We start from the raw sequence: 17,586 nt of genomic DNA on the forward strand, positions 1-17,586 counted from the left end.
CCTGCGGAGCGCGGCGCCTCGTTCTCGATGCGCAACGGGCACTCCGGATGTCTTAAACTACCCATCGCGCCGCGCGAAATCGAGCCTGCTCTGGTTTCGATCGCAAAGGCGAATGCTATAGAGGCGGCTAGGTATCAATTCGGTCCGCCAGTTGCGAGCAAAAAGATTGAGCGATCAGGCGAAAGCAAATTACGGCACCTTCATGGATGCCGCCATCGAGCAGGCGCGCCTTGCCGCGGAACGCGGCGAGGTGCCCGTCGGCGCGGTCGTCGTGCGCGACGGGATCATCCTCGCGCGGGCCGGAAACCGCACACGGGAGCGCAACGACCCGACCGCCCACGCGGAAATCGTGGCGATCCGCGAAGCCTGCGCCGCGCTCGGCGCGGAGCGGCTTGTCGATTCCGATCTTTATGTGACGCTGGAACCCTGCGCCATGTGCGCGGGAGCGATCTCGTTCGCGCGCATCAAGCGGCTCTATTTCGGCGCCGAGGATGAAAAGGGCGGCGCGGTGACCAATGGCGCCCGGTTCTTCAGCCTGCCGACCTGCCACCATGCCCCGGACGTCTATACCGGCATCGGCGAAAGGGAAGCGTCGGGTCTGCTCAGATCGTTCTTCCGCGCGCAGCGAAAAGGCGACTGAGCGGGCGCAAGCCAGTCCCCAAACTCGTTTCCCACGATTGAAACGCTGAACGGCTCGATCTCCTTGCCTTCCTGCGTCTATGCGGCGTCAAGTGATTTCACCGGACTGCAAAACGCCAGTTTGGCATGCCGGCAGGTAGAGGTTGATGCAGGTGCCCTTGCCGGGCGTGCTCACGATGCCCAGCCGCCCGCCCGCCTGCCGCACAAAGCCATCGACCATGGCAAGGCCGAGCCCGCTGCCCTGCCCCGGCGGCTTGGTCGAGAACAGGGGCTGAAGCGCCCGGCGACGCACCGCCAGCGGCATGCCCTGCCCCGTATCGGTCACCGAAAGAAGCACATAGGGGCCGGGCAGGAGGCCGGAAGCGACGCGGGCATCCTCCGGCTTCACGGACAGGTTGCGCGCATCGAAATGAAGACTGCCGCCGTCGGGCATGGCATCGCGCGCATTGAGCGCCAGATTGAGCAGGCTCGTCTCGAGCTGGCCGCTCGGCAACTGCACGGGATGCAGGTCCCCGGCCATGTCCAGCGAGATCGACACGGCGTCGTCGAGCGTGCGGCGCAGCATGCGCATCAGCGGCGGCAGCTCCTCGGCGAGCGACACCACCGACACCTCATCGACGCGCTGCCTGCCGAAACTGAGCAGGCGCGCGGTGAGATCGGATCCCGACTTGGTCGCCTCGAGCGCATCGGCCACCAGTTCGGCGAGGTCCGGCCGGTCGACCACGCGCTCCTCGAGCCAGCGCAGATTGCTCAACAGGACGGCGAGAACATTGTTGAAGTCGTGGGCGATGCCGCTTGTCAGCTGTCCCATGGCCTCCATGCGCTGCTTCTGGCCCAGGCGCTCGGCGGCGAGACGCTTCTCCTCCAGCAGGCGGATGCGCTCGAAGCAGCGGTTGAGCGTGGCGAGCAGGTCCTCGCTGTGGAAGGGCTTGCACAGATAATCGTAGGCGCCGGCCTGCAGCGCCTCCACCGCCGTGTCGATGGATGCGTAGGCCGTGACCATGACGCAGACGAGATCGGGATTCCTCTGGCGAAAATCGCGCACCAGATCGACCCCGTTGCCGGTGCCGAGGCGCACGTCGACCAGCGCGACCTCCGGCCGCCGGCGCTCGAGCTCCGTCAGGGCCTGGTGTGGTTCATGGGCGACGTGGACGTCATAGCCTTCGAGCTGCAGCAGACCGGCAAGGCTCGCCGCGAAATCCATGTCGTCGTCGACGATCAGGACACGGTGCAGATCGGTCTCGCCCTCGCCTTCCGGCGGCGGCCCCTCGCCGATCACGTCGGCGGGCAGGTCGTTCTCCTCGCCCTTCATGCGGGTGTCGCCCCGGCGCAGGGCAGCACCAGCGTGACCGTGGTTCCCGTCCCGGCTTGGCTTTCGACCAGCACGTCGCCGTCATGCTGTTCGAGGATGCGCTTGACGAGCGGCATGCCGAGGCCGACGCCGAACGCCTTGGTGCTGAACAGCGGCTCGAAAATCCGCTCCGCGACCTCGCGGGTCATGCCCGCGCCATTGTCGGCGACCGACAGGAAGACCAGATCGCGGCGGCGCTCCGTCGTCAGCCTGATCCGCGCCTCCTTCTCGCCGCCCTCGCAGGCCTGCACGGCATTGGCCAGCACGTTCGAGAAGGCCTGCCTGAGCCGCTCGCTGTCGGCCCGCACGTCGCAGCCGGCCGTGAGATCGAGCGCAACGAGCCGGGCGGTCGCCTCGTCCTGCTCGCTCATCTGCTGCTCGACCCAGCGGTCGATGGCGATGGGCGCGAAGACCAGCGCGTGCTTGCGCGAGAAGTCGAGCAGGTCCTCGATGATGCGCACGCAGCGCCAGGCGTTGCGCTGAAGCCGTTCCAGCTCGCCCAGGGCCGGCTCGCCGGGATCCTTCAGCGAGCGGCGCAGGATATCGGCCGAGGTGACCAGCGTGCCGAGCGGGTTGCGCAGCTCGTGGCTGACCGTGGCCGTGATCTGGCCGATGGCGGCGAGACGCTCGTTGCTCGCCAGTTCCTGCTGCGCCCTGCGCAGTTTCTCCAGCGAGGCGACGAGATCGCGCTCGGCGAGCTCGCGGCTCTCCTGCGACAGCACGATCCACCAGGCGCCGATGGCCAGAAGCGGCAATATGGCCAGGAAAACGCGCAGCAGCAGGGGACCGCTGTCCAGATGTGGTTCCAGCGCGGAAGGCTCGATCAGGCGGAAGGTCAGCAGGAACACCGCCGCCGTGATGACCGCCAGGGAGAACATGACACCGGCGACCTTCAGCAGGCGCTGCCCCATATGCGGGGCGATCTTGCTGCGCAGCGTCCGTCCGAAATAGCGCGACCGCGAAGTCTCGAGCACGGTGCCCGAGGACTTGCACACGTCGTGGCAGTGGGAATCGAGGCTGCAGCACAGCGAGCAGATCGGCCGCTCGTAGAAGGTGCAATGCACCATGTCCGGCCGTTCGTAGTCGAGGCCGCAGATCTCGCAGCGGATGTTCGCCTGCGGCGCTCCGGCGAGCGGCACGCGCGGCCGGGCGAGATAGTACCGCCCCCGGGTGGCGACGCCGATGGCGACGGCGCTGACGAGCGCCGCGGCGAAGGCGATAGGCGCCGCATAGGCCTGCGCCAGAGCACCGAGGCCGCCCGTGAAACAGACTATGCCGAGCAGCGAGGCGAACGCCATCGAGCCGCAACCGACCGGGTTGAAATCGTGCAGATAGGCGCGCTTGAACTCGGTGAAGGGCGGGCTGACGCCCATCGGCTTGAGGATCGCGAGATCGGCGAAGATCGAGCCGATCCAGGCCGCCGCGATGACCGAATAGACCGCCAGGACGAGTTCCAGCGTCTGGAAGATGCCGAGCAGCATCAGGAGCAGCGAGATCAGGATGTTGAAGACCAGCCAGACCACGCGGCCGGGATGATAATGGGTGACCCGCGAGAAGAAGTTCGACCAGGCGAGCGAACCGGCATAGGCGTTGGTGACGTTGATCTTGACCTGCGAGATGAGGACGAAGATCGCCGCCAGCGCCAAGACGGTGCGCGGGTCGTCGCTGACATACTCGTAGGCCTTGATGTACATGTGGATCGGCTCAAGCGCCGTCGACGGCGAGAGGCCGGCGGAGACGGCGAGCACCGCCAGCAGGCTGCCGCACAGGATCTTGAAGCCGCCGACGATGATCCAGCCCGGCCCGGCCGCGATCACCGCCGCCCACCAACGCAGGCGGTTCCGCCGCGTCTTGTCGGGCAGGAAGCGCAGATAGTCCACCTGCTCGCCGATCTGGATCGACAGGGCGAACAGGACGCCGATGGCCGAGCCGAGCGCGAGCACGTCGAACCCGCGTCCGTTCGCCTCGCTGCCGGCGAACGCCACCCACTGATGCAGCGTATCCGGGTGGCCGACGGCGATGTAGACGAACGGCGCGAGCAGCATGGCGATCCAGATCGGCTGGGTCAGCATCTGCAGCTTGCTGATCATCGTGACGCCCATGAAGGTGATCGGAATGATGACCAGCGAGGAGATGATGTAGCCGAGGACCAGCGGGATGTCGGCGAACAGTTTTAGCGCCTGCGCCATGATCGCCCCCTCAAGGGCGAAGAAGATGAAGGTGAAGGTGGCGTAGATCAGCGAGGTGATCGTCGAGCCGATATAGCCGAACCCGGCGCCGCGCGTCAGAAGGTCCATATCGATGTTGTAGCGGCTCGAATAATAGGCGATCGGCAGGTTGGTCACGAAGACGAACAGGCAGGTGATCAGCACCGCCGGGAAGGCGTTGGCGAAGCCGTAGGTCAGCGTGATGGCCCCGCCGATGGCCTCGAGCGCCAGGAAGGAGATGCCGCCGAGCGCAGTGTTGGCGATGACGAAGGGGGACCAGCGTCGGAAGGAGCGCGCCGCATAGCGCAGGGAGTAATCCTCCAGCGTCTCGTTGGCGATCCAGGAATGATAGGATCGCAGCGCCGGCGATTGAGGCGTTTCCACTAGGCGGCGCTCCATGACGAAGCACCGGCTCCCGGCAAAGCGAGGGCTGCACGCATTCTTACCTGATCCTCCCGGGCTCCCCATCAAATGATCACACAAAGCCGGCCGGGACACCAGCCTTGCGATGCGCGGCGCCCTATGCCGGCGGCGCATGCGCCCATTGCCACAATCGCGTCGCGGGACCTGCGCCTATCGTTCTGCCGCGCGGCCGGCTAAGGGTAGCATCGGAATTTGCCCGGAGGGCACAAACATGACGGGGGAAGCATGACCGGAAGGTCGGACATCATCGTGATCGGCGGCGGCATCGCCGGCATCAGCGCAGCGGGACGCATGGCAGCCGATGCGCAGGTCACCGTTCTCGAGGCGGAAGACGCCATCGGCTATCACGCGACCGGACGGTCGGCGGCAATCTATATCCGCAACTACGGCAACGCCGCGCTGCGCGCGCTGAACGCCGCTTCCGAACCCGTCTTCAGAGAACCGGAGGGCATCAGCGACACCAGCCTCCTCACGCCGCGCGGCCTGCTCTACGTGGCCATGCCCGAGCACGCGGCGGCGATCGAGACGCTGATGCAGGGCTCGGTCGGCATGGAGCGGGTCGATGCGGACGAAGCCGTGCGCCTGGTGCCGATCCTGCGGCGCGATGCCATCGCCGCAGCGGCGATCGAACCCGGTGCGCAGGACATCGATGTCGACCGGCTGCTGCAGGGATTTGCGAAGATGCTGCGCCACGGGGGCGGACGCATCGTCACCCAGGCGCGCGCCAACCGCATCTCGCGCGAAGGCGGCCTCTGGCGCGTGGAGACACCGCAGGGCGTGTTCGAGGCTCCCGTGATCGTCAACGCCGCCGGCGCCTGGGCCGATGCGGTGGCCCGGATGGCGGGAGTGCAGCCGCTCGGCCTGACGCCGATGCGGCGTTCGGCCGTCATCCTCCCCGCGCCGGAGGGGCATGACGTCTCCTCCTGGCCGCTGTTCGCCTGCGCGGGGGAAGGCTGGTACGCCAAGCCGGAAGCCGGCAAACTGATGATCTCGCCAGCGGACGAGGACCCGTCCGAGCCGTTCGACGCATGGCCCGACGACATGGTGCTGGCCGAGGGCCTGCACCGCTTCGAGCAGGCGGTGACGACGCCGGTCACGCGGATCGAGCGAAGCTGGGCGGGACTGCGCAGCTTCTTCCCCGACCGGACCCCGGCGGTCGGCTACGCGCCCGACGCCGAGGGATTTTTCTGGCTCGCAGGACAGGGAGGCTATGGCGTCCAGACGTCGCCGGCGCTATCCGCACTGGCGGCGGACCTTTGCGCCGGCCGCGCATCCACGCTGGCGGATCCGGTCGTGCAGGCGCTCGCGCCGCAACGCCTGATGCATGCCGCATTCGAGTGAATTCATTTGAATGACCCGAACATGCATCTTTCAAAGTGCTACAGCGTCCTGTGCGCGTCTCATAAGACGCGTGGCGTTGTAACGTAAACCGAAGAGGAAAACCCATGTCCGACATTACCCGCATCGACACCGGCGCACGCATGAGCCAGGCCGTCATCCACAATGGCACCATCTGGCTGGCCGGTCAGGTCGGCGCGCCCGGCAAGAGCGTGACCGAGCAGACCAAGGCGGTGCTCGCCGAGATCGACGCGCTGCTGGCGAAGTGCGGTTCCGACAAGTCGCGCATCCTCCAGGCCGTGATCTGGCTGGCCTCGATGGACGACTTCGCCGAGATGAACGCCGTGTGGGACGGCTGGGTCTCCGCCGGCAACGCCCCGGCGCGCGCCACGGGCGAAGCCCGCCTTGCCACGCCGGATTACAAGGTCGAGATCATCATCACCGCCGCCCAGGGCGCTGCCTGATTTTTCAGGGCCCGCGCGTGTTGCGGGCCCTGTTCCCCTGCCTCAGACGGGCAGAGGCCGCCGCTCGGCAATCGCTTCCATCGCGAAATAGGACGTGACCGATTCCAGCTCGACCTTCTGGATCAGGCGCTGGTAGACGGAATCGTAGCTCGCCATGTCAGTGGTGACGATGCGCATCATGTAGTCGTATTCGCCGCCGATGCGGAAGAAATCGACGATCTCCGGAATGCCCGCGACATGCTGCCGGAAGGTTTGCAGCCAGACCGCGGAATGATGCCGCGTCTTGACCAGCACGAAGACCGTGAGCCCCAGTCCGAGCTTGTCGCGGTCGAGCACCAGGGTGCGCCCGCGAATGACGCCGCGTTCCTCGAGCGCGCGCAGCCGGCGCCAGCAGGCATTCTGCGACAACCCCACCTTCTCCGCCAGATCCCGTTGCGACAGGCCGGCATCGCGCTGCAGTTCGCGCAGGATTCTTCTATCAAACTGATCTGTTTTTTCGCTCATTATCGATCATATGAACGATGAATGGCGTTTCTGGCAATGATTTTTGTGTAAATGATCGTCATGAGGTGTGCGATCCTTTCATCAATGAATTGCGCAAGCGGAACGACGCCAATGACCGGTATGGTTTTGAGGGACTTCATTCACGGCCTGCAACGAGAAGACCTGCCGGCCTTTCTGCGCGGCGGTCTTATCGGCGAGAACGCCGTCATCGAGGGGCCGTGCGGAACCAGGCCGCTTATCTATGCCGACTATGTGGCTTCGGGCCGCGCGCTCGCGCAGGTGGAGGATTTCATCCGCGACCAGGTCCTGCCCTACTATGCCAACAGCCATACGGAAGCCTCCTATTGCGGGGCTTTCTCGACACGGCTGCGGGAGGCCGCGCGCGCCGAGATCCACCGCGTCGCCGGCGCCGACGAGACGATGAGTGTGGTGTTTGCCGGTTCAGGCGCCACCGCCGGCCTGAACAAGCTGGTGCGCCTCCTGCAGATCGCCGAAACGGTGGCGCGGGGCGAGCGCGTCGTGGTTTTCACGGGCCCCTACGAGCATCACTCCAACATCCTGCCCTGCGCGAGAGCGGGGCGGAGATCGTCGCCATCGCCGAGACCGAATGCGGCGGCCCCGACCTTGCCGCACTGACCAAGGCGCTGGAAGCCCATGAGGGCGCGGCCCTGAAGATCGGCACCTTCTCGGCGGCCTCCAACGTGACCGGCATCACGACCGATACGGACGCCGTGACGCGGCTGCTCAAGGCGCATGGCGCGCTGGCCATCTGGGACTATGCGGGCGGCGCACCCTATCTCGACATCGACATGCGGCCCGGCAGCGACTGCGCGAAGGATGCGGTGGTGCTCTCCCCGCACAAGTTTCCCGGCGGCCCAGGCGCCTCGGGCGTGCTGATCCTGCGCAACGCCATTGCCCGCACGAACCTGCCGACCATGCCCGGCGGAGGCTCGGTCACATTCGTCTCCCCGTGGGCGCACGATTATTCGAAGTCGCTCTGCGCGCGGGAGGAGGCGGGAACGCCGAATGTCATCGGCGACATTCGCGCGGCCCTCGCCCTGCTGGTCAAGGAAGCGCTCGGGCAGGATTTCATCGACCGGCGCAATGCAGCGCTGCGCGACCGCGCGCTGGCCGTCTGGTCGCGCAACCCCAACCTGCAACTGCTCGGCAATCCGCGCGCGCCGCGGCTGCCGATCTTCTCGTTCCGCGTTCGCAGCGCCGACGGCACGGCCGTGCACCATCAGCTCTTCACCCGGATGCTCAGCGACCTGCACGGCATCCAGGCGCGTGGCGGCTGCGCCTGCGCCGGGCCTTACGCGCACCGGCTGCTCGATATCGACGAGCCGCATTCGGCGGCGCTTCTGGAGAGCATTCGCGCCGGCCGCGAGATGGAGAAGCCGGGCTGGGTGCGCCTCAATCTCAGCTATCTCATGACCGACGACAAGGCGGACATGATCATCGAGACGGTGGATGCCCTGGCGCGCGACGCGGCGCAGCATGCGGGCAGCTATGATTTCGATCCCGCCACCGCACGGTTCCGGCACAAGGGCCTGGCGCTGGCGGTTTGAAGGCCTTCGCCAAACCTCAAAGGGCCGCGCGCAGCGCGTCCGCGAGACGGGCGATTCCTTCCTCCGTTGTCATGCAGCCGGGGGACAGGCGCAGGGTCTGGCCGCGGTGATCGGCGAAGATCCGGCCGTCGCCAAGCTTCTGGACGAAAGCTCCCGGATTGACGGCCTCCGGCAGCGCCACCATCACACTGCCGCCGCGCTCGGCCTCGGCCAGCGGACTGACAATCCGCAGCTTCAGGTCGCGGGCCGCCTCGATGATCTGGCCGCCGAGCCGCCGGTTGTGCGCCAGCAGGGCGTCCATGTCCTGCTTCGCATGCCAGCGCAGGGCCGGCAGCGAGCCGGCACAGGCAAGGATCGACGGCGTGCCGTTGTCGAAACGGCGGATGTCGTCGGCGAAAGCGAACCTGTCCAGGTCCCAGGAAAAGATGTCCGCCTGGCTGAACCAGCCGCGCAGTTCCGGGCGGCAGGCCGCGATCAAGGGTTCCGCGACATGCAGGATGCCGGCGCCGGGCGTCGCGCAGAGCCATTTCAGGCTCGTCGAGATCGAGAAATCGACGACCGGATGCATCACGTCGTAGGGCAACAGGCCGACCGCCTGCGTGATGTCGACGCCGATGATGCTGCCCATCCGCCGGCCGTACGCGACCAGCGTGTCGAGGTCGCAACGGTGCGAGGCCGTGGAGGTGACCATGGTCAGAAGGGCCAGACCGACATCCGCGCCCCAGCGGGCGATCACATCCTCGTCGCGCACCCAGGTCTCGCCCGGACGCAGCGGCACCGTGTCGAGCGTGAACCCGTGGCGCGCCGCAAGGCCGGACAGCAGGAAATGCATGCTCGGAAAGCAATCGCCGGCAATGAGCAGGCGGCGGCCCTTCAGATGCTCCTCCGGCAGGGCGCCGATCAGGCTGTTCAGCGCCGTGGTGACGTTCTCGCTGGTGGTCAGCGTCCCGGCGGGTGCGTTGATCAGCGCCCGCCAACGGTCGATGAACTCCTGGCGAAGCGTCAGCGCCCGCATCCATTGCGCATTGTCGTGGGCGCCCCAGCCGGTGGAGAATTCGGCGAAGGCCGCAGTCATTTCCTCCGCCTTGCCGGGATACATGCCGATCGAATGATACAGGAGATAGGCGGATGCGTCGTTCGTGCCCTGCGGCGACATGGTCTGTCCTCGTATTCGTGAAAAAGCGTCCGCCCGGTTCAGGCGGACGCTTGCTTCCTACAGCTCCCGGTGCTCGTTGAGCGGGCCTATTCCGGCTTCGGGATCGGCATTTTCTCGACAGTGCTTGTCCCGGCGTCCGGATCGACGCCGAACCACTTCTTGTGGATGGCGGCCATGGTGCCGTCTTCCTTCATCGCCGAGATGGCGTCGTTCACCTTTTCGAGCAAGGGATGGTCCTTGCGGGTCATCATGGCGAAGCGCTCGCCCGTCGGGATGCGCACCAGAAGCTTGAGGCCGGCGACCTGCGTCATGGCGTACTGGAAACCGGCGATCTCGCCGGCGCCGCCCTCGATGCGACCGGCGCGCACATCCATCAGCAGATCCTGCTGCGCGGAATAGGAGCGGATGTCGGCAATGCCGTATTTCTCCGCGTTCTCCTTGGCCCAGGCCTCGCCCGTGGTGGCGGCGACAACGCCGATGGCCTTGCCCTCAAGACCCTCGAGGGTGGTGACCGTCGAGTCCTCTCGGCCGACGATGGTGCCGTCGCTGTCGTAATAGGGCTGGGTGAAGGACTGGTTCTGAAGCCGCTCATTGGTGATCGAGATCGACGAGACGGCGAAATCGATGCGGCCGGAGCTGGTGGCCGCGAACAGGGCCTGGAAGCCCAGATCCTGGAACTCGATGTCCATGCCGAGACGCTTGGCGACATCCCGCGCGACCTCGATCTCGAAGCCCTCGAAGCTGCCGGTCTCGGTCTTGTACTCCCACGGGGGATTGGACGGGTAGGCGCCGACCGTGATCGTCTCGGCGAAGGCGGTGGATGCGAAGGCGAGGCCGGCGGCGAACGCCGCGAAAGCACGCATGCGTATGGTCATGATCGATGTCCTCCCTGATCTGCCCGCACGCCGGTTCCCGTCGGCATCAGCGGGGCGCTCTATGATTTGATCACATGATCATATAGAAGGCGAGATATCAACAGAATACTTGAAGCTTAAATCTTCGGCGCGGCCGGGCGGGTTCCACACTGCCGGCGCGGCAAAGCCGAAATCAGGTGCCGGCGCGCGGCGGCAGGTGCCGCACCCTTTTCGGCTGCTCCGCCGCCTCGGTCGGCTGTTCGGTGAACCCCTCGATGTCCGACACCTCCTCGATGTCCCGCTTGATCTCGACCGGGCTGGCGACATAGGCGGTCGCCAGTTCCGCCACCGAGCGAAGCGCGTGGATATGAATGCGCTCGTAGCCGTGCGAGGCGTCGATGCCGAAGGCGATCAGCGCCGTGCGCACGTCATGGCCGGCCTCGATGGCGGAGGCGGAGTCCGAGCGGTAGTAGCGAAACACGTCCTTCTGGAACCGGATGTCCTCCTCGCGGCACAGATCGACCAGCTTCTTCGTCAGGTGGTAGTCGAACGGTCCGGCCTGATCGGCCATGGCGATGGTGACGCCGAATTCGGTCGAGTTCTGTCCCGGGGCGGTCGTGCCGTTGTCGATGGTGACCATGGAGGCGATCTCGGGTGTGACGATGGAGGCCGCGCCGACGCCGACCTCCTCGGCGATGGTGAACAGCCAGTGGGTGTCGACCGGCAGCGTCACCTCATGGCGCAGCAGCGCCTCCAGCGTGGCCAACGCGATGGCGACGCCCGCCTTGTCGTCGAGATGGCGCGAGACGATGAAGCCGTTGTCGAGGAATTCCGGCTGCGGGTCGATGGCGACGAAATCGCCGACATCGATGCCCAGCGCCTGCGTCTCGGCCCGGTTCCAGCACAGCGCGTCGATGCGCAACTCGATGTGCTGCCAGCCGATCGGATGGGTGTCGACATCGTCGTTGAACGTGTGGCCGGACGCCTTCAAGGAGAGGATCGTCCCGCGGTAGCTGCCCTTCTCCGTGTAGATCGTCGTGCGCGCGCCCTCGGCGAACCGCGCCGACCAGTGCCCGATGGGAACCAATTCCAGGCGGCCGTTCTCCTTGATGAACTTCACCTGCGCCCCGAGCGTATCGAGATGGGTGACGATGGCGCGGGCGCCCTCTCGGCGGCCGCCGCGCAGCACGGCGCGGATCGCGCCGCGACGGGTCAGTTCCGGCTCGAGCCCCAGACGCTCCAGTTCCTCGGCGACATGGCGCACGATGGTGTCGGTGTAGCCCGTCGGGCTGTCGATCGCCAGGAGTTCCCTGAGCTGCCGTGTGAGATAATCGACATCGATTTTCAGACGCGTCACGTGCGATCCCCTTGAAGGTGAAAGGAACAGAGAGGCGCGAACGCTCCCTGCTTTGACCGGTGCCGAAAGCCCTACGTCCTCGGCGCGAGCGCCCGCTCCGCGGATTTCACGCCGGAGCGCGGAAAGAGAAGATCCACGAAGCGCTCGGCCGTCGGTTGCGGCTCATGATTGGCCAGACCCGGGCGCTCGTTCGCCTCGATGAACACATAGTCCGGGAGGCTCGGCGATTTGACCATAAGGTCGATGCCGACGACCGGAATGTCAATTGCCCGCGCCGCGGCGCAGGCGGCGGCCACCAGATCCGGATGCACCTGCTCGGTGACGTCATGGATCGAGCCGCCGGTGTGCAGGTTCGCCGTCTTGCGCACGACCACCTCCTCGCCCTCGGGCAGGATGGACGCGAGCGTGTGGCCGGCGGCCGACAGGCAGCGCCTGGTCTCGGCATCGACCGGGATGCGGCTCTCACCGCCCGTCGCGGCGGCACGGCGGCGCGACTGCTTGGCGATCAGGTCCTCGATGCTGCTCCGGCCGTCTCCCACGACGCGCGGCGCGCGGCGGACGGCGGCCGCCACGAGGCGGAAATCGATGACGACGAGGCGCAGGTCCTCACCCTCGAAACAGGCTTCCACCAGAACCCGGTCGGAGACTTCGCGGGCGGTGCGTATGGCCTCCTCCACCTCCCCCAGCGTCTCCAGCCCGACGGCGACGCCGCGCCCCTGTTCGCCGCGCGCCGGCTTGACGACGACGCGTCCGTGCCGTGCCAGGAACGCCCGCAAAGCCTCCGGGTCTTCCACCGCCTCGATCTGCTCGGGCACGACCAGGCCGGCGCGTTCCACCGTGCGGCGCGTCACGGCCTTGTCGTCGCAGATGGACATGGCGACCGCCGAGGTCAGCTCGGACAGGCTCTCGCGGCAGTGGATGGAGCGGCCGCCGAAGGAGAGCCGGAAGAACCCGCCTTCCGCGTCGGTCAGGTCGACGGCGACCCCGCGCCGGTGCGCCTCGTCGACGATCAGCCGCGCATAGGGGTTGAGCTTATCGAAATCGGCCGGCGGGTGCGTGAACAGTTTCTCGTTGATGGGGTTCTTCCGCTTCACCGAGAAAACCGGGACGCGGTGGAAGCCGAGCTTCTCGTAGAGGGCGATCGCCTGCTCGTTGTCGTGCATCACCGAGAGGTCCATGAAGCTGGCGCCCCGCGCGGCGAAATGCTCGGCCAGCCGGCGCACCAGCATCTCGCCAAGACCCGCGTGCCGGCACTGCGGATCGACCGCTAGGCACCACATGGACGAGCCGTTCTCGGGGTCCTGGAAGGCGCGGCGATGATCGACGCCGGTCACCGTGCCCAGGATGTCGCCGGTCTGGTCGTCCTCGGCGACGAAATAGGTCACCGCACGGCTGTCGCGCCGCGCCCAGAAGAAATCCGGCCTGACGGTGACCATGCCCCGGCTCTGATAGATGGCGTTGACGGCGTCGGCGTCGGCCTCCGAAGTGAGCCGGCGAATGAAGAAGCCGCGCGGCTGGCGACGGCTCGGCCGGTAGGTGGCGAGATCCAGCCGGTAGGTGTGCGAGGGATCGAGGAACAGTTCCTGCGGCGCCATCGACAGGAGTACGTGCGGATCGCGGATGTAGAAGGCGATGTCGCGCCGCGCCGGCCCCTCGCCTCTCAACGCATCGGCGAGCGCCTCATTGGTGCTGAAGGTCTGCGCGAACAGCAGGCGCCCCCAGCCGAGGTCGAGGGACACCGACGACGGAGGTTCCGGCGCGTCGGCATCCTGATGCGTCTTGGTCGGCTTCATGGTCTCGCTGCGCAACCGCTTCAGCCGGTAGCCCAGCGCCTTGTCGCTGCGTCCGCGAGAGGCGCGCAAGGCCACGTCCTGTTTCTTCGCCATCGGTCAGACCCCGTGGGTTTGCAGCCACAGTTCGAGCAAGCCCACCTGCCACAGCTCGGAGCCGCGCAGCGGCGTGATGTGATCGGCAGGCGCCGCGTAGAGCGTGTCGAGATAGTCCTGGCGGAACAGCCCGCGTTCGCGCGCCGCCCGTGACGACAGCGCATCGCGCACCATGTCGAGATACGGACCATCGACATATTTGAGCTGCGGCACCGGAAAGTAACCCTTCTTGCGGTCGATGACCTCGTGCGGGACCACCTGGCGCGCCACCTCCTTCAGCACACCCTTGCCGCCCTGCTTCAGTTTTTCCTCGGGCGGAATGAGGGCGGCAAGCTCGACCAGCTCGTGATCGAGGAAGGGAACGCGGGCCTCCAGCCCCCAGGCCATGGTCATGTTGTCGACCCGCTTGACGGGGTCGTCGACCAGCATGACCGTCGAATCGAGACGAAGGGCGGCATCGACGGGCGTGTCGGCGCCGGCCCGCGTCAGGTGACGGGCGACCAGCTCGCGGCTGGCGTCCGTCGGAGCGATCCAGTCCGGGGAAAGCTGCGTCTTCAGCACGTCGTGCGAGCGGTCGAAGAAGACCTTCGCGTAATCGCCGACCACATCGTTCGCGTTCATCAGCGGCGGGTACCAGTGATAGCCGCCGAAAATCTCGTCGGCGCCCTGCCCCGACTGCACGACCTTGATGTGCTTCGAGACCTCCTTGGACAGGAGATAGAAGCCGACATTGTCGTAGGAAACCATCGGTTCCGACATCGCGGCGAAGGTGCCGGGCAGCGCGTCCATCAGTTCCGAGGACGGAACGAAGATCTTGTGGTGGTCGGTGCCGAATTCCGCGGCGATCAGGTCCGAGTAGACGAACTCGTCGCCCTTCTCGCCATTCGCCTCCTCGAAGCCGACGGAGAAGGTCATCAGGCCTTTCTGGCCCGCCTCGGCCAGAAGGCCGACGATCAGGCTGGAATCGACGCCGCCCGACAGGAGTACGCCGACGGGCACGTCGGCCACCATGCGCCGCTTGACCGCCAGGCGGAGCGCCTCGAGCGTCCGGTCGCGCCACTCGTCCGGCGACAGGACCATGCCCGGCGCGCGGGCGAAGGGCGGATCCCAGTAGACGCGGTCGCGCTGGCTGCCGTCCGGCTCGATGACGCGGATGGTCGCCGGCGGCAGCTTGCGCACGCCGTTGAGGATCGTGCGCGGCGGCGGCACGACGGCGTGAAACGTCATGTAGTGGTGCAGCGCCTCGCGGTCGATCGACGTGTCGACTTCGCCCGCCGCCAGCAGCGCCGGCAGCGTCGAGGCGAAACGAATGCGTTCCGGCGTCTCCGCCAGGTAGAGCGGCTTGATGCCGAAGCGGTCGCGCGCCATGACGACGCGCCCTGTTTCGCGCTCGCGCAGGACGAAGGCGAACATGCCGTGGAAACGGGTGACGCAATCCTCGCCCCAGGCGTGCCACGCCTTCAGGATGACCTCCGTGTCGCCGGTCGAGAAGAAGCGATAGCCCTTGTCCTCGAGTTCGGCGCGCAGTTCCGGATAATTGTAGATGCAGCCGTTGAAGGCGATGGTCAGGCCGAGTTCGGCATCCTCCATCGGCTGCCGCGCCCGCTCGGACAGGTCGATGATCTTCAGGCGCCGGTGGCCGAGGGCCATGGAGCCATGGACCACCGCGCCCGCGCCGTCCGGCCCGCGCGGGGCCAGGCTGTCCATCATCTTCGCAAGGGCGACAGGCGAAGCCGCCCCGCCGTCCAATCGCAATTCACCGCAGATTCCGCACATGTGTCGCGTTCTGCTCCCTTGTTTGTCGTTGCCTTGGAGTGGGTTTTAGTTATAGTTCTGATTATTAGATGTCAAATTAATGGCGCATCATGAAACGCGAAGGCACAATCCCGAAAGAGCAGGCTTGGTTCCGAGATGACGAATTGCGGACGGTCGAAAAGGCGATCCGCCGCATCGTGCGGGCCAATGACCTGCAGTCGAAAGCGCTTTCCAAGCAGATCGGCCTGACCGCGCCGCAACTCGTCATCCTGAACGCCATCGCCGCGCTGGGCGAGGTGACGACCACGGCCCTTTCGGTCCATGTGGACCTGAGTGCGGCGACCGTCGTCACCATTCTCGACAATCTGGAGGCGCGCGGCCTCGTCGAGCGCTACCGCTCGCGCCATGACCGCCGCGTCGTGCATACGCGCCTGACGGAAGCCGGCGAGGATCTTGCGCGGAAGGCCCCGGAACCGCTCGGGGCGGGCTTTGCCGGCCGCATGGCCGGCCTGGAGGCATCGCGCCGGCGCGAACTGATTGCCGCGCTCGTCTCGGTCGCGGACATGATGGCGCCCGTCCACGATCACCCGCTCCCGCCCGCGAGCCACCCGGCTCCGGCTACCCGCTGAGCCCCCTGCCGACAGGGCGCGGCGGCGCCATCGACCCGGATTTGATCGAGCGCAATGCGCGGGCGCGCAGACGTGTCAATTTGCCCTCAATGCGCGATGGACGCGGGAGAGGTCCAACATTATGATCGCGCCGCATAGCAGGAAGGTCAGATGAACTATCAGCGTTTTTTCTCCGAGGCGATTGATCAGCTGCATGCCGAGCGCCGCTATCGTGTATTTGCCGATCTCGAGCGGATCGTCGGCGCTTTCCCGCGCGCGCTCTGGCGCTCCGGCGAGGAGACGCGCGAGATCACCGTCTGGTGCTCGAACGACTATCTCGGCATGGGCCAGCACGGCAGCGTGATCGCGGCGATGCAGGATGCGGCCGGTTCCATGGGCGCCGGTGCCGGCGGCACGCGCAACATCTCCGGCACCAACCATCCGCTGGTGGAGCTGGAAACCGAACTCGCCGACCTCCACGGCAAGGAAGCCGGCCTCGTCTTCACCTCGGGCTTCATCTCCAACGAAGCCTCCATATCGACGATCGCCCGCCTCTTACCGAACTGCCTCGTCCTCTCCGACGAACTCAACCACGCCTCGATGATCGAGGGTGTGCGGCGCTCCGGCGCCGAGAAGAAAATCTTCCGGCACAATGACGTGGCGCATCTCGAGAGCCTGCTCAAGGCAGCCGAACCGAGCCGCGCCAAGCTGATCGTGTTCGAATCCGTCTATTCCATGGATGGCGACATCGCGCCGATCGAAGCCATCGTCGACCTCGCCGACAAGTACAACGCGATGACCTATATCGACGAGGTTCATGCCGTCGGCATGTATGGCGCGCGCGGCGGCGGCATCACCGAGCGCGACGGCCTCGCCCACCGCATCGACGTCATCGAGGGAACACTCGCCAAGGGCTTTGGCGTGATCGGCGGCTACATCACCGGCTCCAGCGCCGTGATCGACGCGGTGCGCTCCTATGCCTCGGGCTTCATCTTCACGACCGCGCTGCCGCCTGCGATCGCGGCTGCGGCGACCGCCTCGATCCGTCACCTGAAGTCCTCGACGGTCGAGCGCGACGCGCAGCAGCGCCAGGCGCAGCAGGCCAAGGACAAGCTGCTGGCAGCCGGCCTGCCGGTCATGCCGTCGCAGACCCATATCGTCCCGATCCTGGTCGGCGATCCGGAGCTTTGCAAGCAGGCCACCGACCGCCTGCTCGACAAGCACGGCATCTATATCCAGCCGATCAACTATCCGACGGTGCCGCGCGGCACGGAGCGCCTGCGCATCACGCCGACGCCGTTCCATGACGATGCCCTGATCGACACGCTGCGCGACGCGCTTCTCGAAACCTGGGAAGCGCTCGGCATCCCCTTCAACGAGACGGGCCAGCCGCAACCGGCCAAGTCCGACCGCGTGGTGTCGCTGCTCGTTCCGAAATCGGGCGGCTGACCGCCTCGGGCCGAAATCAGACGGCTG

The 17,586-nt window shown here is 66.5% G+C and carries 13 protein-coding genes and 1 pseudogene; 6 read left to right on the top strand and 8 right to left on the bottom strand.

Going from position 1 to position 17,586, the window contains the following annotated elements; translation table 11 throughout:
* The first annotated feature begins 202 nt into the window (after positions 1 to 202).
* A complete protein-coding gene (locus tag NA2_RS17220) occupies positions 203 to 640 on the top strand; it encodes a nucleoside deaminase (RefSeq protein ID WP_040678388.1) in 438 nt (145 codons plus the stop codon).
* Positions 641 to 727: 87 nt separating this feature from the next.
* Here NA2_RS17220 and NA2_RS17225 read toward each other — a convergent pair whose 3' ends face one another.
* The gene (locus NA2_RS17225; protein WP_008598339.1) at positions 728 to 1,951 is read right to left on the bottom strand and encodes a response regulator; all 1,224 of its coding nucleotides are present in this window, start codon (positions 1,949 to 1,951) and stop codon (positions 728 to 730) included.
* Complete coding sequence (locus NA2_RS17230; RefSeq protein ID WP_244423668.1) at positions 1,948 to 4,596, bottom strand: ATP-binding protein; 2,649 nt, start codon at positions 4,594 to 4,596, stop codon at positions 1,948 to 1,950. Before NA2_RS17230 ends, NA2_RS17225 begins: the two co-directional genes overlap by 4 nt.
* 249 nt (positions 4,597 to 4,845) lie before the next feature.
* Between NA2_RS17230 and NA2_RS17235 the strand changes: the two genes are divergently transcribed.
* Positions 4,846 to 5,961, top strand: coding sequence for an NAD(P)/FAD-dependent oxidoreductase (locus NA2_RS17235; RefSeq protein ID WP_008598341.1), 1,116 nt, complete (start codon positions 4,846 to 4,848; stop codon positions 5,959 to 5,961).
* A gap of 104 nt (positions 5,962 to 6,065) precedes the next feature.
* Entirely contained in the window at positions 6,066 to 6,422 is a 357-nt protein-coding gene (locus tag NA2_RS17240; protein ID WP_008598342.1) for a RidA family protein, read from the top strand.
* A gap of 42 nt (positions 6,423 to 6,464) precedes the next feature.
* On the opposite strand, the gene NA2_RS17245 is transcribed toward NA2_RS17240, so the two are convergent.
* Positions 6,465 to 6,926 carry an Lrp/AsnC family transcriptional regulator gene (locus tag NA2_RS17245; protein ID WP_008598343.1) on the bottom strand — a complete coding sequence of 154 codons (462 nt, stop codon included), beginning with the start codon at positions 6,924 to 6,926 and terminating at the stop codon, positions 6,465 to 6,467.
* Between the two features lie 111 nt (positions 6,927 to 7,037).
* On the opposite strand from NA2_RS17245, the pseudogene NA2_RS17250 reads away from it, so the two are divergent.
* Positions 7,038 to 8,494 (top strand): annotated as a pseudogene (locus NA2_RS17250) (aminotransferase class V-fold PLP-dependent enzyme).
* A 16-nt stretch (positions 8,495 to 8,510) separates the two neighbouring features.
* Here the strand turns inward: NA2_RS17250 and NA2_RS17255 are convergent.
* From NA2_RS17255 to NA2_RS17275, 5 genes are all read right to left on the bottom strand, one after another.
* Positions 8,511 to 9,650, bottom strand: coding sequence for an aminotransferase class V-fold PLP-dependent enzyme (locus NA2_RS17255; protein ID WP_008598347.1), 1,140 nt, complete (start codon positions 9,648 to 9,650; stop codon positions 8,511 to 8,513).
* Positions 9,651 to 9,736: 86 nt separating this feature from the next.
* Complete coding sequence (locus tag NA2_RS17260) at positions 9,737 to 10,525, bottom strand: ABC transporter substrate-binding protein (protein ID WP_008598349.1); 789 nt, start codon at positions 10,523 to 10,525, stop codon at positions 9,737 to 9,739.
* Between the two features lie 172 nt (positions 10,526 to 10,697).
* Positions 10,698 to 11,861 (bottom strand): osmoprotectant NAGGN system M42 family peptidase, encoded by a 1,164-nt coding sequence (locus NA2_RS17265; RefSeq protein WP_008598350.1) that lies wholly within the window; start codon positions 11,859 to 11,861, stop codon positions 10,698 to 10,700.
* 71 nt (positions 11,862 to 11,932) lie between these two features.
* Positions 11,933 to 13,747 (bottom strand): N-acetylglutaminylglutamine synthetase, encoded by a 1,815-nt coding sequence (ngg, locus tag NA2_RS17270; protein ID WP_008598351.1) that lies wholly within the window; start codon positions 13,745 to 13,747, stop codon positions 11,933 to 11,935.
* A gap of 3 nt (positions 13,748 to 13,750) precedes the next feature.
* The gene (locus tag NA2_RS17275) at positions 13,751 to 15,523 is read right to left on the bottom strand and encodes an N-acetylglutaminylglutamine amidotransferase (RefSeq protein WP_008598352.1); all 1,773 of its coding nucleotides are present in this window, start codon (positions 15,521 to 15,523) and stop codon (positions 13,751 to 13,753) included.
* 143 nt (positions 15,524 to 15,666) lie between these two features.
* On the opposite strand from NA2_RS17275, the gene NA2_RS17280 reads away from it, so the two are divergent.
* Positions 15,667 to 16,131, top strand: a complete 465-nt coding sequence (locus NA2_RS17280; RefSeq protein WP_008598354.1) for a MarR family winged helix-turn-helix transcriptional regulator — start codon at positions 15,667 to 15,669, stop codon at positions 16,129 to 16,131.
* A gap of 150 nt (positions 16,132 to 16,281) precedes the next feature.
* Positions 16,282 to 17,559, top strand: coding sequence for a 5-aminolevulinate synthase (gene hemA, locus NA2_RS17285; RefSeq protein WP_008598355.1), 1,278 nt, complete (start codon positions 16,282 to 16,284; stop codon positions 17,557 to 17,559).
* Positions 17,560 to 17,586 lie beyond the last annotated feature (27 nt).

It is taken from the genome of Nitratireductor pacificus pht-3B (assembly GCF_000300335.1).
Classification (GTDB): Bacteria; Pseudomonadota; Alphaproteobacteria; order Rhizobiales; family Rhizobiaceae; genus Nitratireductor; species Nitratireductor pacificus.